18 protein-coding genes are annotated in these 19,643 nt (G+C 69.6%); 11 read left to right on the top strand and 7 right to left on the bottom strand.

Annotated features, from left to right (window positions below):
* Positions 1-54: 54 nt before the first annotated feature.
* From sitA6 to D7V88_RS08930, 3 genes are all read left to right on the top strand, one after another.
* Positions 55-756, top strand: a complete 702-nt coding sequence (gene sitA6 / locus D7V88_RS08940) for a SitA6 family polymorphic toxin lipoprotein (protein WP_120540190.1) — start codon at positions 55-57, stop codon at positions 754-756.
* Between the two features lie 3 nt (positions 757-759).
* Positions 760-1,470: a SitI6 family double-CXXCG motif immunity protein gene (gene sitI6 / locus D7V88_RS08935; RefSeq protein WP_120540189.1), complete on the top strand. Its 711-nt coding sequence runs from the start codon at positions 760-762 to the stop codon at positions 1,468-1,470.
* A gap of 131 nt (positions 1,471-1,601) precedes the next feature.
* Positions 1,602-2,882: a DUF6068 family protein gene (locus D7V88_RS08930; RefSeq protein WP_120540188.1), complete on the top strand. Its 1,281-nt coding sequence runs from the start codon at positions 1,602-1,604 to the stop codon at positions 2,880-2,882.
* Between the two features lie 12 nt (positions 2,883-2,894).
* Here the strand turns inward: D7V88_RS08930 and D7V88_RS08925 are convergent, their stop codons facing one another.
* Entirely contained in the window at positions 2,895-4,733 is a 1,839-nt protein-coding gene (locus tag D7V88_RS08925) for a patatin-like phospholipase family protein (RefSeq protein ID WP_120540187.1), read from the bottom strand.
* 164 nt (positions 4,734-4,897) lie between these two features.
* On the opposite strand from D7V88_RS08925, the gene D7V88_RS08920 reads away from it, so the two are divergent.
* On the top strand, positions 4,898-5,791 hold the full coding sequence (locus D7V88_RS08920) for a bestrophin family protein (RefSeq protein WP_120540186.1): 894 nt from the start codon (positions 4,898-4,900) through the stop codon (positions 5,789-5,791).
* A complete protein-coding gene (locus D7V88_RS08915; RefSeq protein WP_120540185.1) occupies positions 5,772-7,169 on the top strand; it encodes a rhodanese-like domain-containing protein in 1,398 nt (465 codons plus the stop codon). Before D7V88_RS08920 ends, D7V88_RS08915 begins: the two co-directional genes overlap by 20 nt.
* Before the next feature lie 63 nt (positions 7,170-7,232).
* Here D7V88_RS08915 and D7V88_RS08910 read toward each other — a convergent pair whose 3' ends face one another.
* Together D7V88_RS08910 and D7V88_RS08905 are read right to left on the bottom strand one after the other, a co-directional pair.
* Positions 7,233-7,679 (bottom strand): organic hydroperoxide resistance protein, encoded by a 447-nt coding sequence (locus D7V88_RS08910; protein WP_120540184.1) that lies wholly within the window; start codon positions 7,677-7,679, stop codon positions 7,233-7,235.
* 37 nt (positions 7,680-7,716) lie between these two features.
* Entirely contained in the window at positions 7,717-8,151 is a 435-nt protein-coding gene (locus D7V88_RS08905) for a MarR family winged helix-turn-helix transcriptional regulator (protein WP_120540183.1), read from the bottom strand.
* 146 nt (positions 8,152-8,297) lie between these two features.
* On the opposite strand from D7V88_RS08905, the gene D7V88_RS08900 reads away from it, so the two are divergent.
* The 3 genes from D7V88_RS08900 to D7V88_RS08890 are packed head-to-tail and all read left to right on the top strand — an operon-like array spanning position 8,298 to position 10,064.
* Positions 8,298-9,080 (top strand): HipA family kinase, encoded by a 783-nt coding sequence (locus tag D7V88_RS08900; protein ID WP_120540182.1) that lies wholly within the window; start codon positions 8,298-8,300, stop codon positions 9,078-9,080.
* Positions 9,058-9,456, top strand: a complete 399-nt coding sequence (locus D7V88_RS08895) for a DUF3037 domain-containing protein (protein WP_120540181.1) — start codon at positions 9,058-9,060, stop codon at positions 9,454-9,456. The genes D7V88_RS08900 and D7V88_RS08895 overlap by 23 nt, the downstream gene beginning before the upstream one ends.
* Before the next feature lie 41 nt (positions 9,457-9,497).
* The gene (locus tag D7V88_RS08890) at positions 9,498-10,064 is read left to right on the top strand and encodes a hypothetical protein (protein ID WP_120540180.1); all 567 of its coding nucleotides are present in this window, start codon (positions 9,498-9,500) and stop codon (positions 10,062-10,064) included.
* 56 nt (positions 10,065-10,120) lie between these two features.
* On the opposite strand, the gene D7V88_RS08885 is transcribed toward D7V88_RS08890, so the two are convergent.
* Both D7V88_RS08885 and D7V88_RS08880 read right to left on the bottom strand, forming a co-directional pair.
* A complete protein-coding gene (locus D7V88_RS08885; protein WP_158625044.1) occupies positions 10,121-10,999 on the bottom strand; it encodes a DUF2381 family protein in 879 nt (292 codons plus the stop codon).
* A 62-nt stretch (positions 11,000-11,061) separates the two neighbouring features.
* The gene (locus tag D7V88_RS08880) at positions 11,062-12,870 is read right to left on the bottom strand and encodes a serine/threonine protein kinase (RefSeq protein WP_158625043.1); all 1,809 of its coding nucleotides are present in this window, start codon (positions 12,868-12,870) and stop codon (positions 11,062-11,064) included.
* Between the two features lie 153 nt (positions 12,871-13,023).
* Between D7V88_RS08880 and D7V88_RS08875 the strand changes: the two genes are divergently transcribed.
* Positions 13,024-13,371, top strand: a complete 348-nt coding sequence (locus D7V88_RS08875) for a helix-turn-helix domain-containing protein (RefSeq protein WP_167508799.1) — start codon at positions 13,024-13,026, stop codon at positions 13,369-13,371.
* Between the two features lie 9 nt (positions 13,372-13,380).
* Here the strand turns inward: D7V88_RS08875 and D7V88_RS08870 are convergent, their stop codons facing one another.
* On the bottom strand, positions 13,381-14,544 hold the full coding sequence (locus tag D7V88_RS08870) for a serine/threonine protein kinase (RefSeq protein WP_244238062.1): 1,164 nt from the start codon (positions 14,542-14,544) through the stop codon (positions 13,381-13,383).
* 339 nt (positions 14,545-14,883) lie between these two features.
* On the opposite strand from D7V88_RS08870, the gene D7V88_RS08865 reads away from it, so the two are divergent.
* A complete protein-coding gene (locus D7V88_RS08865) occupies positions 14,884-15,858 on the top strand; it encodes an endonuclease/exonuclease/phosphatase family protein (RefSeq protein ID WP_120540178.1) in 975 nt (324 codons plus the stop codon).
* A 16-nt stretch (positions 15,859-15,874) separates the two neighbouring features.
* Here the strand turns inward: D7V88_RS08865 and D7V88_RS08860 are convergent, their stop codons facing one another.
* Positions 15,875-16,690, bottom strand: coding sequence for a DnaJ domain-containing protein (locus tag D7V88_RS08860; protein ID WP_120540177.1), 816 nt, complete (start codon positions 16,688-16,690; stop codon positions 15,875-15,877).
* A gap of 191 nt (positions 16,691-16,881) precedes the next feature.
* On the opposite strand from D7V88_RS08860, the gene D7V88_RS08855 reads away from it, so the two are divergent.
* Positions 16,882-19,518: a M1 family aminopeptidase gene (locus tag D7V88_RS08855; protein ID WP_120540176.1), complete on the top strand. Its 2,637-nt coding sequence runs from the start codon at positions 16,882-16,884 to the stop codon at positions 19,516-19,518.
* The last annotated feature ends 125 nt before the right edge of the window (positions 19,519-19,643 follow it).

Raw genomic sequence — 19,643 nt, 5'->3', positions numbered from 1 at the left:
GAGTGGGGGTGGGTGTCCTGGCATGGTGCGCGGGCCGTGCTTCCCGGGAGCGTCATGCGCTGGTTGTGCTGGCTGTTCGTGGGCCTGTGGTGTGGCTGTGCCTCGACGTCGCCGGTCGCGACGTTCTCATCCGAGGGTGTCTGGGAGGAAGCCGGGTCCGAACGGGAATGTGAGGACAGTGGGGAGGACCGGTGCCTCGAACCTCTGTGCACGGAGGAAGCCTGTGCGCTGTTCCCGTGCGAGGACCTGGCGAAGGGCCGCATCGTGCTCACGCGGGGGGCGACGGCGCCGCCGGTGTTCGTGGCGCCGGGGAGCGGGCCTCAACGCAACTGGGGCAGCGCGCAGGAGCTTCCGCGCGATGCGCGGCCCGTCATGGTGTTCCGCTTCCAGCCGCGCGAGAAGCTGCCCAGCCAGGTGCAGCGGGAGCGGGCGATGGCCGAGTGGGCGAAGCGGCCCAAGGAGCGGCACCACATCTTCCCTCAGGCGTTTACGAAGCACTTCCGCAACAAGGGGATCAACGTGCACCAGTACGTGCTCGCCGTGGACGTGGACCTGCACAAACGCATCCATCGAGGGGCCAGCGGTGGTCCGTGGAATCAAGAATGGCAGGCCTACATTGATGGTCCTGGAGTGAGAACCAACAAGGCCCAGCATTTCGATCAGGCCTTCTTGATGATCCAGAAACATGGCCTCTTTGGTCTGACGATGACGTATTGGCAGCAGGTGGACCTCATTCCATCCCCAGTGGAGGACTGACGGATGCGCTACTTCGAACCGGCCGTGCTGCGCGACCCCGACTCGGGACAGTGGAGCGGGGAGTACCGTGCGGAGCACAAATGGTGTCTGCCGAGCGTCCTATGCCCCCGCTGCGAAACCTGGAGCGTGATGCAGGCCTATCCATCGGTCGACTTGTCCGGACTGCCGGACAATGATTCCTTGACCGATGGATGGCCGCAGTCCGCCGAGGAATATGCACGGCGCCTGGCCCTGGTACGCCCGTTCGCCCCACCGGAATTCCTGCTTGAACCGGGATGCCGGTTGGGTCCCCTGGCAGGCACCGCGCGCGGTCATTTCGGTCCCGTGACCGTGTGGCCCCCGTGGCAGGTGCTCGTGCGGGAGGATGCGCGCGACCTGCTTCTGGGCGAAGGACTGCAAGGCATCATCCCGGTCCACGCGCAACTGCGCACCAGGCGCACGAAGGAACTGCCCCTCTACGAACTGGAAGTGCATCCCCTGGCGAAGCTGCATCCCGACTGCATCTACGATCGGGAACCCACCTGCCCGTTCTGCGGACGCCACGGCTTCATGCTGCCCCCGAAGCGCTGGCTCCTGCGCGAATCCGTGCCCGCCGGACTCGACCTCTTCGGCGTGGAGGAAACCAACCGCATCGTCGTCTCCGAGCGCTTCGTCGACACCGTGAACCGTCTGGGTCCCAGTGACGTCTTCTACCGGGAGATCACCGTCGGGTAGCTGCCCCTGTCGGCTACAGCACGTTGCCTTCGAACGCGGAGACGGACTCCGCGCCGTCCCAGCCCCCGGCCCGGTGTATCTAGCGGCCTGCGAGGGGGCGCATCCCGTGACGCCCCTCCCGAGGCCCACGCATGCGAAGCACCCTCCCCCGTTCCTCCTCCCGGCACCTCCTGCTGTGCGCCGTGCTCGCCCTGGGCGCGGCCTCCGGCTGCGAAAGCGTGAAGCCCCGCGCCACGCCGCCCGCGGATGGCACCTCTTCCATCCCGCAACCCGACACCACCGCCTCCACCACGCCCGACGCTTCCGTCATTCCAGATGCCGGCGACACCTCCACCCCCGCCACCGCCTCACCGTGGCAGCGCGCCCGCGTCGGCGACCGCGTGGAGTACGCCTTCTCCGCGCACCGGGGCCGCCCGGGCGGCCAGCGCGTCGCCGGCCCCCCCGACGCGGGCACCGGCGTGGCCGGCCACGTCGCCCTGGAGGTCGTCGCCGTGCAGGCTCCGTGGGCGTGGCTCACCGTCACCTTCACCGATGATCAGGGCAAGCCGCTCGCCCACCCGCGCCTCTCCCAGCGCCGCGTGCTGCCCATGCGCATGGAAGAGACGCAGGCCTGGAAGGCCGAACACCGCGGCCAGCGCTCCACCGAACAGACCACCGCCGCCGGCCGCACCTGGGACGCGCAGCGCTACCTGCACGACAGCCGCCCCAGCGACGGTCCCCTCCAGAACCGCCTGTATGCCTCGGAGCCCGGACCGCTGTACCTCACCCACGGCCTGCTCGACGCCAGCACCACCCTCTCCGGCTTCGGCGCCAGCGGCAGCCAGCAGCTCACGCTCGTGTCCTTCCGCCAGGGCACCGACGCCGCAGGCACCCTCCCCGTCATGGAGCAGCCCTGGGGCCCGGGCACCTGGTACGACGTGCGCCAGGACATCTCCGGCACGTCCTCCGTGCGCCGCGTCTGCCTGGGCGCTGAACGCGGCTTCCTCTTGCGCAAGGACCTGACCGGCCCCACCGGCGACGCGCCGTGCGCGGACTTCCAGGAGGCCGACGCCACGCCCGTGGAAGAGGCCCTCCTCGCGCTCGTCAGCGAAGCCGTCAGCCTGCCGCAGCAGTGGCCGCCCGTCACCGCCGGCACCGCCACCTCGCGCCGGGAGACAATCACCGTCGCCCAGCGACCCATCCCCGCCATCGTCTTCGAAACGCCGCTGGGCGAAGGCGCCGAGCGCCGCGTGCAGGTCGCCTCCTACGCCGCGGACCCGTGGGGCGCCGCGCTCCACGGACTCGCGGACGAGCCCCGCTTCGGCACCCTGTCGGACGCCATCTTCCGCGCTCCGCTCAAGGGCAAGCGCGTCGCCGAGGACGGCGGCGCGCTCGCGGGCTGGGGTGCCTGGGTGAAGGACGGCGGGAAGTAGCCCCCGCGCCCCTCAGTCACACGTGCGGCGCTCCGGCTTGTCCTTGCGGCACTGCGCCACGGACGGGAGCGCCTCGCGCGCCTCGTCCGACACCTCCACCCACTGGCGCGCGCACTCCCGGGCCGCCAGCGTGCCCTGGATGTCGAAGAGGCCCAGCACCTCCGTGCACCGCTTCTGGAGCGACTCCACCCCGGCCACGAAGAGCGGCTGCATCACCTCCGGCGTGAACGAATAGCCGCTCGCCGTCGCCAGCCCCGTCTCCGGCTTGAACATCCAGGCCGTGCGCCAGCTCGTCGCCACCTGGTCGAAGCGCGCCGAGCCCATCCACACCGCCTGCCCCGCCGCCGGCGCCACCAACCCCGGCGCCTGGAAGCCCGTGCCCTTGCGGCGGCAGAAGTCCTCGCTCGCGCCCCTCAGCGTGCAGACGTTGTACTCGCCCAACCGGCGCGTCACCGCGAGCAGCTCCGCCTGCTGCACCTCGCCCACGCGCGGCTGCGCGACGAACAGGTCGATGGTGCGCATGAGCACGCTCATCGCGTTCTTCGGATCCTTCTCCGGACTCGGGTTCACCCCGCCCGTCGAAATCACCAGCACCCGCTCCGCCCCGCGCTGCACCGCCTGGAGCAGCGGCAGCCCGGAGCGCACCCCGCCGTCGTAGTACGTCCCATTCCGGTTCCCGGAGGCCGACGGCAGCACCTTCACCGGATCCGACAGCACCGGCTCCACGATGGACGCCACGATGGCCCGCGTCATCCCCCGCTTGCGCTCCGCGTCCGTCCCCCCGGCCTTGAAGTCCGCCGGATCCTGGTCGCTCACGCCGAAGACATCCCCCGTCTGGAAGTCCACCGACACCGACACCAGCTCCGTGCCGTTGTGGAGCATGGCCGGCTGGATGAACGCATCCAGCTTCGAATACACGCCGTCGAACTGAACCAGCCCCCGCGTGTCGTCCGCCAGGTTCCACAACCACGTGGAGTTCACGCAGTACAGGTCCGACTCCACCGTGCACGTGTAGTTGCCCAGCAGCAACTGGCGCGCCTTCGCCTCCTGCCCCGGCGTGTGGAACAGGTCCACCAGCGTGCTGATGAGCGCCCCGGTGCTCGTCCCCGCCGCCAGGTCGATGCGCGCATCCCCGCACCCCTCCGGCGCGGGCTTGCCCCGGCACTGCTCCAGGATGCCCAAGAGCCGCCAGATGGCCCCTGCGCTGAACGCGCCGTTGGCCCCGCCGCCGCTCAGCACCACCGCGTTGGTGGGCCGCTTCAGGTCCCGGCGCCACGTGCGCGCCCGCACGTAGCCGGCCGCGGACGCCGCGCCCTCCCGGATGCCCTGCGCCAGCGCCTCGCGCGTCAGCGGCACCTCCAGCGACTGCTGCAACGCCGCGAGCGACGGCGCGAGCCCCAGCGTGTTCGCGAGGAAGCGCTCCGCGTCCACCTCCGCCTCCGACGGCGTCGCCACGGAGAGCGACTGCGCGGGCAGCGGAATGCCCCACGCCGACGCCTTCACCGTCCGGTCGATGTAGCCCGTGCGCGCGTCGTTCTCATAACAGGCCGCCGTATCGGCCCCCGCGCGCTGGAGCAGACACGCCGTCATGTCCAGTACGGCCTCCGGCGACGCCCCCAGCGCGTCCATCCACCCGCCCGCGCGCTCGGCGTCCACATACGAATCCATGAGCTGCGCGCGCGTGAGCCCCGCCACGCGCTCCACCGCCGGGACCCGGGGCGGCGCGTCCTGGGGCTTGGATGACTCCGGCGCGTTCAGGGTGTCCAGCAGGACGTCCGTGCGCAGGAAGCTGCACCCGGCCAGCGGTGCGGCGAGGAGGACCATCAGCGGGAGCGTGACGTGACGGCGCATGGGGGCGCCTCCTTGGGAGCGGGCCTCCCTCCTCCTTAGCCGAAGGGCTGTCGGGCAGGCCACGGCCCGGAGCGTCGGGCATCCGCAATCCTGCAAAAGCAGGCCTCGCGACGCGGCGCGGTGCGGTTAGCATGCGCGCCCCCCAACGGGAGGCTTCAAGACACATGGTTGAGTATGATCCGCATCGATGGTGGAGCTACTTCCACTACCTGCGTGGTTCGATGGTGAAGCAGATCGTCGGCCGTGTGTTGTTGTTCGTCCTCTGGTCCGCGGGCGTGGTGGCCTTCTCGCTGCACGTGACCCACGTGGGCGTGCCCCTCACGGTGCACACGCTGGCCGGCATGAGCTTGAGCCTGCTGCTCGTGTTCCGCACCAACGCCTCCTATGACCGCTTCTGGGAGGGCCGCAAGCTGTGGGGCGGCATCGTCAACGAGACGCGCAACCTGGCACGCGCGTCGGAGGTGTTCCTGGGCCGCACGCCCCTGTACGCCCCGCTGGTGCGCTGGACGGCCGCGTTCCCCTTCGCCGCCGCCGCGTGGCTGCGCGGCCAGCGTCAGCTCGGCCCCAAGGTGGCGGAGTTGCCCCAGGCCTTCGTGCAGGAAGTGTTGAGCGCGCAGCATGTCCCGCTCAGCGTGGCGCGGCGGATGACGGCCGTGCTGGACGAAGGCCGCCGCTCGGGGCTGTATCCGGAGTACGTCCAGATGCAGCTCGACCAGAACGTGCAGTTGCTCATCGACTACCTGGGTGGTTGCGAGCGCATCCACCGCACGCCCATGCCCTTCGCGTACATGGTGCACCTGCGCCGCGCCCTCATCCTCTACTGCGCCACCCTGCCCTTTTCGCTGGTGGACACCTTCGGGTGGGTGACGGTGCCCGCCACCTTCGTCGTCACGTATGTCTTCTTCGGCATCGAGGAGATCGGCGTCGAAATCGAGGACCCCTTCGGCACCGACGACAACGACCTGCCGCTCGACGCCATCTGCGAGAACATCCAGAACAACCTGCTGGCCTTCCTGCCAGCGCCTGGCACGCCTCCCCATGACCACTCCGCCTCCTGACGCAGTGGCTCCTCACATCAACACCGTCCTCTTCCAGATGAAGTGGAAGGCCGAACTGCGAGCCAGCGGCGCGATGACCCCGCGCGTGCCGGTGCAGTTCGTGGCCGAACAGGGCCGCGCGCTGCGCGTCATCGACATCCGGGAGAGGGAAGAGCTCACCGGCCTGATGGGCCACATCCCCGGCTCCCTCTGGGTGCCGCTGGAGCGCATCGCGGAGGTGTACCAGCAGTTGGGCCCGGACGTGCCCGTGGTGCTGGTGTCACACAGCGGCCGGCGCGCGGGCCTGGCGACGCAGTTCCTCCAGGCGCTGGGCATGCGGTACGTGGCGGCGCTGTCGGGCGGGATGCTCGCGTGGCGCAACGCGGGCTACTCCGCCACGCGGCACTCGCACATCTTCGAGCGCGGCCTCACCACCGCGACCTTCGTGGAGGAAGGCCCCCTGGACGGCCCCCTGACGAAGGCGCACATCGAACAGCACGTAGGTGACCCCAGTCAGGTGCGGTGGGCGCGGCTGTCCGCGCTCCTGATGAACGGCCGGCGCTCGTGCGTGGACGGCCGCGACGAGCAGGGCGTCATCGGCACGCCGGGCGGCGACGCGGGCGAGTTCCTGCTGGCGCTCGCCAGCGTGGAGCGCATCACCGGCAAGACACTGGACTTCCGCACGGTGGAGGAGCTCCTCCTCCAGGAGCTGGAGGTGTTCGGCCGCTTCTACATGCACACCGACACGCAGGCGTGGGAGAAGCTGGTGACCGCCATCTCCAGCGACCCGCGCTTGTCCAACCGAGCCCTGCCGCCCCTGAAAGACGAGGCGGGGTGGCACGCCCTGCTGGGGCACCCGGCGCCGGAATCGCGCTCCGCGCTGATGGAGCACCTGCTGGAGCCCGCGCACCTGGGCTGCGGCCACCTGAAGCTGATGCTGACGAAGCCAGGGGACTACGGCGTGCGTCCGGAGCTGGTGCGCTCGTTCCTGCGCGCGTACCACGACCTGCGCTGGCAGGGCATGCCGGACCTGGAGTTCGTCACGCTCGCGGGCGCGCACGACGAGGCGGCGGTGCTGTCCGTGTACGTGGAGCAGGAGCTCTGGGACATGTCCTCCATCCCGCTCGTGTCTCCGTCCGTGGGGCCCAAGCAGGTGTTCGTCGCGCACCCGCAGGTGGCGGCCAAACACCGCGACCACTACGTGGAGTTCTTCCGCCGCCTGCCCCAACTGGTGGCACTGGAGCCGCACCACGTCGAGCCGCTGCGCACGGAGATGAACGCCATCGCGAACATCCAGTTGGGCCACACGCTCCAGCACCTGGCGAAGGGGCTGCCCGTGTTCGAGGTGCACTTCGAGGGCGGCGACAAGGTGCGCGTGGTGGAAGCAGGCAAGGTGTAACGGCCCGCGCCTCCCGGGCTTCCCGTGCGACGCGCGCGGGAGCCCGGGGTGGAGCGTCGCGCACTACTCGGCGACGGAGACCTTGACCTCGATGTTGCCGCGCGTGGCGTTGGAGTACGGGCACACTTGGTGGGCCGCCTCCATCAGCTTCTGCGCCTCCTCGTGGGGAATGCCGGGCAGGATGCCCTGGAGCTCCACCGCGAGGCCGAAGCCGCCCTCGGGCGTCTTGCCGATGGTGACCGTGGCCTTCACGCCCGCCTTCTCATCCAGCTTCTTGCCCATCTTGCCCGCCACGAGGCGCAGGGCGCTCTCGAAGCAGGAGGAGAAGCCCGCGGCGAAGAGCTGCTCGGGGTTGGTGGCCGTCGTCTTGCCGGAGCCGCCCAGCGTCTTGGGCATCGCCAGCTCCAGGTTGTCCAGGGGGCTGTCGTTGAGCGAGATCCGACCGTTGCGGCCGCCGTGCGTGGTGGCGGTGGTGGAGTAGAGCTTCTCGGCGATGGTGACCTGGGCCATGGGGTGCTCCTTCAGGTGCTGCGTTTGGGTTGGCGAACTACCTTGAAACCGATTCGAACAGGCGCTGGACGTCCCGGCGCAGCCGGGCCAGCTCTTCCATCGTCAGGCCGGTGCGGCAGGCGATGGCCTCCGGGATGGACGCGGCCTTGCGGCGCAACGCGCGCCCCTGCGGCGTGAGCGACACGCGCACCGACCGCGCGTCCTCCTTGGAGCGCTCCCGGCGCACGAACGCCAGCGTCTCCAGCCGCTTGAGCAGGGGCGTGAGCGTGCCGGAGTCCAGGTACAGCTTCTCTCCCAGCTCCTTCACCGACACGCCGTCCGTCTCCCACAGCACCAGCATCACCAGGTACTGCGGGTACGTCAGCCCCAGCTTCGACAGGAGCGGCGTGTAGGCCTGCACCATCGCTCGCGACGCCGCGTAGAGCGGAAAGCAGAGCTGGAGGTCCAGGCGGAGGAAGTCTTCCGACGACATGGGAGATAGGTAGCGCGCAATTCAATTGCGCGCAACTGAATTGGCGATGGTGGGAAGTCCGGGTGGGGGCGGGTGTGTTCCCCGGTGAGCAGGGGTCGTGGTACAGCCTCCACCCCCGGAGTGCCCGGGAACTGTCGAGGACGAGGATGCTCAGGACGGTCACCGCCACGCGCTACGTAACGCCCCTACGCGAAGGGGGCTCGTTGCCCGCCATCGTGGAGGCGAACGACGCGGGGCTCTATGTCGTGAAGTTCCGGGGAGCCGGCCAGGGCGCCAAGGCGCTCATCGCCGAGCTGTTGGCCGGAGAGCTGGCGCGCGTGCTGGGCCTGCGGGTGCCGGAGCTGGTGTTCGTGGAGCTGGACACGTCGCTGGGGCGCAACGAGCCGGACAGTGAGATCCGCGAGCTGCTCAAGTCGAGCGCCGGGTTGAACCTGGCGCTGGACTACCTGCCTCGCTCGGTGACGTTCGACCCGCTGGCCGTGCCGGTGCCGGAGGCGCAGGTGGCGTCCGCCATCGTGGCGTTCGACGCGTTCGTGACCAACGTGGACCGCACGCCGAAGAACCCCAATCTCCTGGTGTGGCACCGCAACCTCTGGCTCATCGACCATGGGGCGGCGCTGTACTTCCACCACTCGTGGGACGGCTGGGAGGAGCGCAGCCAGGGACGCTTCGCGCCCATCAAGGACCACGTGCTGCTGCCCTGGGCGCATGCGCTGGCGGAGGCCGGGGACCTGCTGCGCGAGCGGGTGACGCGGGAGGTGGTGGAGCGCATCGTGGGGGCGATTCCGGAGGCGTGGCTGGGCCAGGAGCCCGCGTTCGCGTCCACGGCGGAGCACCGCGCGGCGTATGTAACGTGGCTGATGCGCAGGTTGGAAGCGGCACCGGCGTTCATCGAGGAGGCGACGCGTGCCCACGCCCAGCTCGTTTGACTACGCCATCATCCGGCTGGTGCCTCGCGTGGAGCGCGAGGAGTTCATCAACGTGGGCGTGGTGCTCTTCTGCGTGCAGCACCGCTTCCTGGGAGCGCGCGTTGAGTTGGATGAGGCGCGGCTCAAGGCGCTGTCACCGGACGCGGACGTGGAGCTGCTGAAGGGCCACCTGGAGAGCTTCCGCCGCGTGTGCGCGGGCGGGAAGGACGCGGGGCCCATTGGACGGCTGCCGCAGAAGGAGCGCTGGCACTGGCTGGTGGCGCCGCGCAGCACCATGCTCCAGACGGGCCCCGTGCACGTGGGCCTGTGTGATGATCCGGACCGCTCGCTGGAGCACCTGTTGGACACGATGGTGCGGGTGAAGCCGGCGGTTTGATACACGAGGTATTTGGAGCCAGCGCGAAGGAAGGGGTGGGAATGGCGACCCGGGAGAATCTGGTGTTCGACGCCTGGATGCGCCTGGGCAATCAGGCGGGCAAGGTGCTGGAAGCGCCCGAGACGCTGGCGCCAGCCCTCGGCGATATCCGCCCCCTGCTGCGGACCTGGTGCTACCCATCATTCGAGGACCACCATGTCTGGCTCCTCTGGAAGGAAACGAGGGAGGAGTCTCCGGCGCTCCGACTGCGTCGGGTGACCTGGAACCGCTTCCAGGAGCGAGAGGACCTCGCCAAGGTGCTCGACCTCGAAGGCTTCCTGAAAGGCGCACCCACGCGGCTTCAGGTCACGGACGCGAGGGTTGATGGAGAGCGCTGGCACGACCTGGAGGAAGAGGCCGACTCCCTCGCCTTCCCGCCCCTGTACTTCCCCTTCAGGAAGATCGTGTTCGTGGATGGAGCGCGGTATGGCATCGAGCAGTCATTCCATGAAGGCTCGCTACGACTCGAGTGGCGGTCGGTCCCGCCGCCGGAATGGGCGCTGCTGGCGCGCTGGACGGAGAAGGTCCGTCAGTTCTTCGAGGAAAGCCTCGCCTCCGAGCCGGAATGAAAACCAACCCGGATGTGGCCGCTGCCTACGGCGCGACACCTCCTCAAGCAACTCGATCACGGGAAGGAGATGTTGCGCACCGTGACGGCGTGCATTCCGCCTTCCGCCCACAGCTTGAGGGTGTAGGGACCCAGCGCCTTCGATGAGGGCAGCTCGAGTTCCAAGATGATCAGCCCCTCCGCATCGGGGGCGATGGCCTCCTGGGGCCAGATGCCCAGTGGGGACACGGTGCGTCCAGTCCCGTCCACCAGCGCAGCCCCCATGGGCCGCCAGGACACGTCCAAATGGCTCTGCAACGTTGCTCGGATCGCGGCCCGCGTCGCAGCGCGGAAGGTGGTGACCCGCCGCATCGACAGCGCCTCCTTTTGCGTCCTTTGAAAAGTGAGCGTCAGGTCACGGAAAGCCACGCCCTCATCCATCATCACCCCCGAGGCCAGCAATCCGGTCAGTCCATCGGGCCGCGCTTGCGTCGCGCGCAGGCGTTCCACCTCCGCCTGAGCGCGTCCGACCTCCGCGCGAAGTTGCCGAACCTCCTGCTGATAGGACTCCATGGAACGTGGGTGGCGGTACAACTCCACCTGACGCTGCGCCAGGGCGGGATGCACCACCAGCACCAGTTCCGCACGCGCAGGAGCCGCCCCATCCGCGAAGACGAGGGTCAGCTTCAACCGCGTGCCTTCTTTCACATCACTCCGGGGCAGCAGCGCGAGCGTGTCCGTCCCTTCCATGACCCGGCGGAAATTCTCCCGTCCTGTCAGCTCCCATCGCGCGACGGGCGAATCGCTCAACAGCAGGGTGGCCAGACCCGGACTGACGGTGAGCTCATGAGGCGTCCCCTCCCGCTCGGCGGACACATCGATACGACCCACGCCCTCCTCGTCGGAAGCATCCCGAACCTGGGCTGCTGCTCCCGCGGAAAGGGTGAGAGCCGCCACCAGGGCGACCTTCCACGTGAACGCGACAGCCTCATGACTCCGGGCAGCAAGAAGGCACAGGTTCACTCGAAATGGTCCACGGCACGCAGGTAGACCGTGCTCTTGACGACCGCCATGTCCTCCGTACTCCCATTCAAGATGGGCATTCCGTGCTCGACCCCACCTCCATCCAGAATCTCCAGGCATACCGGGTAGCGCTCACCCTTCTTTGTTCGGACCTCGGTGAAGCGGCCGTACAGGTACTCCCCTCGGATGAGGCGACCGAACACCACGGTTCCATTCGGGAGACTGCCCATCTTCTCGAGCGTTTCGAGGCGCCACGGTCCTTCCCTTACCGAGATGGCTCCCCCATCCTCGAACCGGGAATTGAGCGCCGCATCGATCCTCTTTCCCACGTTGATCCCCAACGTCCGCATAGCCTCCACGGCCCCCGCTGGACACTCCTCGGGCGGTGGCGAGGGCCGCACCTGAGGCCCCGCGGGGCAGGCCAGGGTGGAGCAGGTCGCCGCGGCGAGCAGGGCGCGGGACACCGCCGCACGGGAACGGATACGACGAGCGGGCGCGGGAGAGGTCTTCGTCACGGGCGTTTCTTCTTTCCACGAATGCGCCACCTGGGAGGCGACGGCCACAGGGGGAACCGCCACCCACGGTGGCGCGACTGCGGCCCGGGCAGCTTCCGGTGAAGCCTCGGCGGACGCTACTTCCGGAGCCGACTCCGGGCGCGACCGAGCGAAGCCTCCCCACGCCGCCACCAGCACCGCCGCCCCGCACGCCAGCAGTCCCCACTTCTTCCATCCATCTCTCCACCGACGAACGGAACGCGGCGGTGGCACCGGCGCCAGGGCCTGCATTGGCATGACTGGCGGAACAAGCACCCGACCTCGATGCGGGGGTCCCAGCGCCTCGCCGTGCACCATCCAGGCGTCGTGCTCCTCGGCCTCGTCCGAAGGCACCGAAGCCAGGGGGGCCTCCGCCACATCCGGAAGCAGTGGGACATCCCACGCAGCATCCATCACCAGCGCCGCCAGTGCTTCGCCCAGGGCCCTGGCACCTTCTCCGCGCGCCTCGGGCGCCTTCGCGAGCAGGCGCAGGCAGAGCTGGCCCAGGGCCTCTGGCACGCGTGCGTTACACACCTGGGGCGGCATCGGGGACTCGTGGATGACAGCGTCGATTTCCGTGGCGGTGTCGGGCGATTCGAAGGGCCGCCGGTCCGTGAGCATCCAGTAGAGGACGACCCCCAACGCATACAGATCATCCGCGCGCGAGGCCTCGTAGTGGGCGTCCTCCTGCCACCCGTGCTCACGCAGGTAGGCCAGCGACTCAGGACTGCGGTACTGCGGCGTGCCGGGCGGCAGGACGCCCTGGGTCAACCGTGGCGCGCCCTCGTAGTGACCGACCCCCACGTCCAGCAGCACCGCCTGCCCGTTGGACTCGCGCACCTGGATGTTGGACTCCTTGATGTCCCGGTGCAGCGTCTGCCGTACATGCATCGCCTCCAGGCCGCGCGACAGGTCCCGCATCAGCGCCACCACGCGCCGTGCACTGGGATTCTCCTCGCGGACCCAGTGGTGCAACGTGCGCCCTTCCACCAACTCCATGGCCAGGTAGAACCACGTGGGCCGCTGCTCCGGATGCAGGCCGCAGTGGCGGAAGCCCACCACGTTGGGATGCTCCAGGCGCATCAGGATGGCCACCTCCCGCGCGGCCCAACCCCCAAGTCCCATCCGCGACTGGAGCTTCAACGCGAAAGACTCGCCCCCACGTCGCGCGCGATACACCACGCCACTGCCACCCCGGCCCAGCAGCGCCTCCACGATGAAGCCGCCGACATCCGTGCCCGGCAACAGGTCCGCGAAGTGCTGGCCGTTCACGCGTCCACCCTCTGTATCCGGAAGTCTCCTGCGGCAGCGTTCCGGTCGCGGCGACACTGGAGGCCAGAAAGTCTAACACCTTGAAGACCCTGTAAGTCTAGTCGAGTCTTGAGACCTGGAGCATGGGCTTTGCGCTACGCTCCGTCCCCACGCATGGACGAACAACTGGGGAAGAAGGTGGGCAAGGCCGCGCGCGAAGCCCGCGCGAGGTTGGGCCTGACGCAAGCAGAGGTGGCCGCCACCGTGGGGATGAACTCCATGGTCTACAGCCGGGTGGAACGCGGGAAGATGGTCCCCAGCGCGACGATGCTGTGCAAGTTGAGCATGGCGCTGCGAGTCTCCTCGGACGAACTGCTGGGGCTGGCCCGCACGGAAACGGAAGCCCGCCGTGAGGCCCAGAAAGAGCCTCCCGCGCTGCGACGGCTGGTGACGCTGGCGCGCGAGTTGGAGGAGGAGAAGCTGGACGCCCTCGTCGCCATGGCTCGCGCGCTATCGCGCTAGCAGGCCTTCCTACCCCCGAGACTTCGTAGGGAAGAGGTCTTCGTCTTCCAGTTCGACCTGGTCTCGGACGACGCTGGCGTCGGCGATGAGACGCGTCAGTTCCTCCGCTGCCTCCTTGCGTCCATACAGCCGGCCTCCGCCCCGCTGTTGCTCCCGACCCAGGCAGGCGCGCAGTGCATCCCGAAGGGCACCCGCGGTGGCCTGCCGTGCCCCGGGATCTCGTCGCAAGGCCTGCTGGAGCGCGGTACCCAAATCCTCGGGGAGCTCCGAAACCGCATGGGCGACGTCCTCGGGCGTGTAACGCTGCACCTGCGCCAGCATGCAGGTCAGCGGCAGGGAGGGCTCCTCTTCCACCTGAACACCATGGAGCCCGGAGCGCTCTTCCATGTCTCCGCCGTTCAACGCCTCCTGGAAGAGGTGCCGCCCAGTGGCCAGCTCCAGCAACAAGAGTCCCAGGGAGAAGAGGTCCGAAGCGGGCGTCAGCGGGGATCCCTGGAGGTATTCCGGCGAGGCATAGGCCACGTCCCCCTTGCGGAGCTGCCCCTGGGTTTCCTCACGGCCTACCAGGTGGGAATAGGCGGCACCGAAGTGCGTCAGCTTCACCGCGCCGTCACGGGCCACCCGGACGTTGCGCGGGCTGACATCCCGATGCACCAGGCCCAGCGGACGACCCGCATCATCGGTCAACGAATGGGCATGTTCGAGCGCGTCCGCCAGTTCGGCCCCCACGAACAGGGCGAAGGCCACGGACACAGGGCACTGCCGCATGGCCATCAGACACAGCACGGTGTCCATGGAGGGACCGTCCACGTACTCCATGATGACGTAGGGCTTGCGCTCCCGGACCTTGAACTGGTGCACCTGGGCGATCGCGGGATGATGCAGTCGGTAGGCAAGCTGCACTTCCTCCACGAGCCGGTGGCGTCTCGCCTGCGTGGCCGGGGTGTGCAAGCGCTTGATGAAGACGGGGCCCGGCAGACCGTGCGGCTCGTGGCGCTCGGCCAGCATCAGCACCTCTCCATTGGGGCGACGGTCCACGGTGCGCAGGAAGACGTAGCGGGTCTCCGCGATCTGGAAGAGGACGCGCGGTCGCTCGTCGTCAAAGGAGTGTTCGCCTGGGAGGCGCTTCTGGCCATCGCGGCCGGAGGGATGGACGGGGTCGGTGGTCTGCAAGTGGCCTCTTCTTCTTTATAGACCTCTGGAGTCTATTTATAAATGGACCTTGATCAAGTGCGCCTTCGCGGCCCCCCATACCCGCGCAACGCCGATGGCACCCACTACCGGGCAGACCTCATCCACTGGCGCGTCATGGGCCGTGCCGAAGGACGGCGAGGCGCTCCGCGGCCCCTGCGAGAAAATGGCGCAGGCAGGCAGGCGGGCGCTTCGTCCGTTTGTCGGCACATCGGCGGGTTCCACGACGAATCCGGCGCCGAGCGCTGCGAAGGGGCCTGGACGTTCGTACCTTTGCTTCCCACCTTTCGCGGCAAGAGCCCTGGAGGTGGCGACAGGCCCATGGACGCGTCCCCACTGCGCATCGTCACGTACAACGTCCGCTACTTCGGCCACATGCTGAAGGGGCTCGCGAGCACCATCGGGCCCAAGCGCCGCGTGGCCGCCGCCCTGGCCACGCTGGACCCGCTGCCGGATGTCGTGTGCCTCCAGGAGGTGGAGACCTCCTCGCTTCGCAGCAACATCGTCCACCGGCCGACACGCCCGGGTGAGACGCAGTTGGAAGCCTTCATGGAGCGCGTGGAGGAGACCTTCGCGCTCCAGGGGCGGGACATGCCCTACGAGGCGTTCTACTTCCGCGCGCACCACTACAAGCTGGGCGAGCTGTCGCTCTACACCACCGGGCTCGCGATGCTCGTCAACACGCGCACCCTCCAGGTGGACAAGCACAACGTGGAGGCCCCGGAGCACATCACGCACCACCACGTGCAGGGCCTGAAGGAGCGCAAGCAGAGCCGCATCTGCGCTCACATGCGTGTGCTGCGCCGCGATGACCAGCGCGCCTTCCACATCTTCAACACGCACCTGAGCCTGCCCACGCCGTTCGCCCGTGAGTTCTGGGCCACGCGCGACAAGATGGGCTGCGGCACCAACCAGCTCCACGAGGCGCGCAAGCTCACCGAGTTCATCCAACTGCACTCGAAGACGGAGCCGTTCGTGGTGTGCGGCGACTTCAACTCACCGCCGTCGTCGCCGGTGTACCGCTACCTCACCGGCGATGCGCACCTGACGTGCGCGCAGGCCGCCGTGGGGCAGATCAACCCGACCCTTTCACGCGCCTTCCCCACCGCCGGCTTCATGCACATGCGCATGCACCTGGACCACCTGTTCTCTGGCGGCGGCGTGAGCTGGCTGGACGCGGACGAGACCCGCCCCTTCGGCGACCTCACCAGCCGCTTCCATGGCCTGTCCGACCACGTGCCCCTCATCGCGCGCTTCCACCTGGGCGCGGCGGCCCCGCCAGCGCTCATCCTCTGAAGGACGTGACGCGGGCTCAGGCCGGGTCGTGCTCCAACGCCTCCCACGCGGCCATGATTTCGCGTGTGCGGCGCTCAGCGAGCGTGTGGAACTCCGGCGCCAGGTGCGCCACCTTGTCCGGGTGGTATTGCGCGATGAGCGCACGGAACGCCTTGCGCGCCTCGTCCCTGGGCGTCCCCCGCGCGATGCCCAGCACGACCCACGGGTCCTTCGCCTCGGGCTCCGCGGCGGCCGGAGGAGGCACCGCGCGGCGCCCCCGAGGCGGCGTCGCATCATCGGATTCCGAGCGGGGCGGCGGCTCCCCGCGCGCACCGGAGCGGGGCGGGGAGTCCTCCCGGGCGCTGGCGGGCCCGTAGCGGGGCGGCGTTCGCGGGGCGCGTTCGGGACGGCGCGTTCCGGGGCGCTTCTCCGGGTCGGGCGGGGGGATGCCCGGACTCAACCGACTCAGGGCCTCCTGGAGGAACCACAGGTCGGCGGCGGGGCCGCCCTGCTTGCGCACCACCGTGAGGGGTTGGCCTCCCTTCAGGAGGAGGTAGCCGGTGGACGCCGCGTACGCACTCTTCTTGTCCTCCGGGTAGAGCCGGTCCCCCAGGTCACCCAGTGGGTCACGCCACATGCCCTCCGTGGTGCCTTCGTCCGCCACCAGCACCTGGGCCAGCACGTCACCGAACAGGTCCTCCAGCGCGGCGAAGGGCTCGCGCGCCTGCGGGGGACGCGTCATCGCGGCACCGTGGCGCACCCCCGCCACCAGCAACAGCCCGGGTGCTGCATCCACGAACGCGAAGAGCTTCTCGCGCACCTGCTTGTCGGAGAAGTAGAGGACGGCCTGCACGTCCCCACATCCTGTGGAAGCCCCCGGCGTTTCTCAACCGCTGCCTTGCGCCCCTGTCACCTTCCTGGACCTCTGTCCGGGCGACTCGGGGAGGCTCGGGGAGGCTCGGAGGGAGCCCGGTCCCAGAATTCCGGATAAGCCGGTTCGATGTGGCTCGACCCCGGCGCGGGCATGCGAAAGAGTCCCCCGCCATGCGCTGCTGCCACCGCCACGCCCCTGCCGCCGCCGCCATCGGGTCCTCCGACCCGCATCCGTTCAGCCTCCCCGGCGCCACCGAGCACTACGCCGCGCCCCGCCCCGTGCGCGCCGAGCACGTGCGCATCGAGCTGGACCTGGACTTCCCCCAGCGCGCCATCTCCGGCACCTGCACCACCCGCGTGTCCGCGGTCCGCACCGTCTCCACCGTCACCTTCGACGCGGTGGACCTGGACGTCACCGACGCGCGCGTCGAAGGCCGCACCGTCCCTTTCTCCAACTCCGGCGCCCACGTGCGCGTGGAGCTGCCCCGCGCGCTGGAAGCGGGCCAGGCGTGTGACATCGCGCTCACCTACCGCGCCCGTCCCCGCCGCGGCCTCTACTTCTGGGGCCCCGACGCTGGCTACCCCGACCGGCCCCTCCAAGCGTGGACGCAGGGACAGGACATCGACGCGCGCTGCTGGTTCCCGTGCCTGGACACGCCCGCGCAGAAGGCCACATCGGAGGTCATCGCCACCTTCCCCGCCGCGATGACGTCCCTGTCCAACGGGGTGCTCGTCAGCGACCTCACCACCGACGAGCGCCGCACCCAGCACCACCGCATGGCGCAGCCGCACGCGCCCTACCTCGTCACGCTGGTGGTGGGCGAATTCGAGGAGGCCACCGACACCGTCGGCACCACGCCGCTGCGCTACCTGTTCCCCAAGGGCCGCCGCGAGGACGCGCTCCGGTGCGTCGCGCGCACGCCCCAGATGGTCGCCGCCTACGAATCCATCACCGGCGAGCCCTATCCCTGGAGCGGCTACGCCCAGGTGTTCGTCACCGAGTTCATCCTGGGTGGCATGGAGCACACCACTGCCACCACGCTGGTGGACACGGTGCTGCACGATGCGCGCGCGCACCTGGACTACAACGCCGAACCGCTCATCTCCCACGAGCTGGCGCACCAGTGGTTCGGCGACCTGCTCACCTGCCGCGACTGGCCGCACGGCTGGCTCAACGAAGGCTTCGCCACCTACTTCGAGGTGCTGTGGAAGGAGCGCGGCGACGACCGCGACGAAGCCGACCACCACCGCATGCTCGACCTGGACGCGTACCTGTCCGAGACGCGCGAGCGCTACGCGCGCCCCATCGTCGCGCGCTCGTTCCAGGCCCCCATGGACCTGTTCGACCGCCACCTCTACGAGAAGGGCGGACTGGTCCTCCACGAGCTGCGCCGCCGCGTGGGCGACGACCTCTTCGTGCGCGCCCTGCGCCACTACGTCGCCCGCCACCGCCACGGCGTGGTGGAGACGGTGGACCTGGCGCGCGCCTTCGAAGAGGCCACCGGCCACAACCTGGACCCCGTCTTCGACCAGTACGTCTTCTCCCCCGGCCACCCGGAGCTGAAGGTGGAGGTCCGCTACGAGGCCGACGACGCCCGCCTGCGCATCGCCGTGCGCCAGACGCAGCGCACCGATGCCGGCACGCCCGTCTTCCGCCTCCCGCTGGACGTGGTCGTCACCGTGAACGGGCAGGACACGCGCCACCGGCTGGACATCACCGACGCGGAGCACCGCTTCCACCTGCCCTGCCCCGCCGCGCCCTCGCAGGTGCGCGTGGATCCGCGCCGCGACGTGCTGGGCACGCTGGACGTGGACAAGGCCGTGGGCCTGTGGCGCGAGGAGCTCGCCTCCGCCCCCGAACCCCGCGCGCGCACGGAAGCCGCGCTCGCGCTGGGCAAGGACGGCGGCCTGCGCTCCGTGGAGTCCCTGGGCCGGGCGCTGACGGACACGGGCTTCTTCTGGGCCACCCGCGCCGCGTGCGCGAAGTCCCTGGGCCGCATCCGCACCCCGGAGGCCCGCACGCACCTGCTGGACGCACTGGACACCGCGCACCCGCGCGTGCGCCGCGCCGTGGTGGCCGCGCTGGGCGAGTTCCGCCACGACGCCCAGGTGGCCGGACGGCTGCGCGATCTGGTGGAAGCCGGTGACGCCAGCTACTTCGTGGAGGCCGAGGCCGCGCGCGGGCTGGGTCGCGTGCGCGCGCCGGACGCCCTGCCCCTGCTGGAGGCCGCCGCCGCGCGGCCCTCGTTCCAGGATGTGATTGGCGCCGGGGCCATGGACGGCCTGGCGGAGACGCAGGACGCGGCCGCCTTCCCGGTGGCCGTGGCCCGCACCGCGTATGGACAGCCGGCGTTCCTGCGCCGCGCCGCCGTGGTCGCCGTGGCGAAGCTGGCGGAGGTCGCGAACCGCAAACGCGAAGCGGTGGACCTGTTCGCCCAGCTCCTGCGCGATCCGCAGTTCCGCGTGCAACTGGCGGTGTGCGACGCGGCCTCCACGCTGGGCGACCGCCGCCTGCTGTCCGCGCTGGAAGGCACGACCTTCAGCGACCCCCGCACCCGCCGCTACGCCCGCGAGGCCGTGCGCTCCCTGCGCGAGGGCGCGCCGCAGGCCCGCGAGGTCGCTTCCCTGCGCGAGGAGCTGGACTCGCTCAAGCAGGAGACGCGCAGGCTGCGCGAGAAGCTGGAGACCCTCTCCCTGCGTGAAGCCTCCCCCGCGTCGAAGTCCACGGCCCGCCCCGTGCGCAAGCGGGCGGTGAAGCCCAGGTCCACGAAGCGTGGCCGCACGCCCCCGCCCAAGCGACGGCGTTAGGCACGCACGGCGGCGACGCCATCCCTCTTGGGAATGAGTCGCCCGCCTGCCTTCCCTCCAGGGGTGCTGCCCACGGTGGGTTTCCGGTTTCGCCGCGCCGAGCCGGCTCACAGTGTGTATTTGTA

The organism is Corallococcus terminator, from assembly GCF_003611635.1.
Taxonomy (GTDB): Bacteria; Myxococcota; Myxococcia; order Myxococcales; family Myxococcaceae; genus Corallococcus; species Corallococcus terminator.
The sequence above is the reverse complement of the archived record's forward strand: the minus strand, read 5'-3'. Positions and strand labels throughout refer to the sequence as shown.

Bases quoted from the DNA above. Each gene is read 5' to 3' on its own strand.
- D7V88_RS08875 (WP_167508799.1), top strand. From the start codon at position 13,024: ATGGACGAACAACTGGGGAAGAAGGTGGGCAAGGCCGCGCGCGAAGCC.
- D7V88_RS08905 (WP_120540183.1), bottom strand. From the start codon at position 8,151: ATGTCGTCGGAAGACTTCCTCCGCCTGGACCTCCAGCTCTGCTTTCCG.
- D7V88_RS08910 (WP_120540184.1), bottom strand. From the start codon at position 7,679: ATGGCCCAGGTCACCATCGCCGAGAAGCTCTACTCCACCACCGCCACC.
- D7V88_RS08925 (WP_120540187.1), bottom strand. From the start codon at position 4,733: ATGCGCCGTCACGTCACGCTCCCGCTGATGGTCCTCCTCGCCGCACCG.
- D7V88_RS08855 (WP_120540176.1), top strand. From the start codon at position 16,882: ATGCGCTGCTGCCACCGCCACGCCCCTGCCGCCGCCGCCATCGGGTCC.
- sitI6 (WP_120540189.1), top strand. From the start codon at position 760: ATGCGCTACTTCGAACCGGCCGTGCTGCGCGACCCCGACTCGGGACAG.
- D7V88_RS08900 (WP_120540182.1), top strand. From the start codon at position 8,298: ATGCTCAGGACGGTCACCGCCACGCGCTACGTAACGCCCCTACGCGAA.
- D7V88_RS08890 (WP_120540180.1), top strand. From the start codon at position 9,498: ATGGCGACCCGGGAGAATCTGGTGTTCGACGCCTGGATGCGCCTGGGC.
- D7V88_RS08915 (WP_120540185.1), top strand. From the start codon at position 5,772: ATGACCACTCCGCCTCCTGACGCAGTGGCTCCTCACATCAACACCGTC.
- D7V88_RS08920 (WP_120540186.1), top strand. From the start codon at position 4,898: ATGGTTGAGTATGATCCGCATCGATGGTGGAGCTACTTCCACTACCTG.
- sitA6 (WP_120540190.1), top strand. From the start codon at position 55: ATGCGCTGGTTGTGCTGGCTGTTCGTGGGCCTGTGGTGTGGCTGTGCC.
- D7V88_RS08930 (WP_120540188.1), top strand. From the start codon at position 1,602: ATGCGAAGCACCCTCCCCCGTTCCTCCTCCCGGCACCTCCTGCTGTGC.
- D7V88_RS08865 (WP_120540178.1), top strand. From the start codon at position 14,884: ATGGACGCGTCCCCACTGCGCATCGTCACGTACAACGTCCGCTACTTC.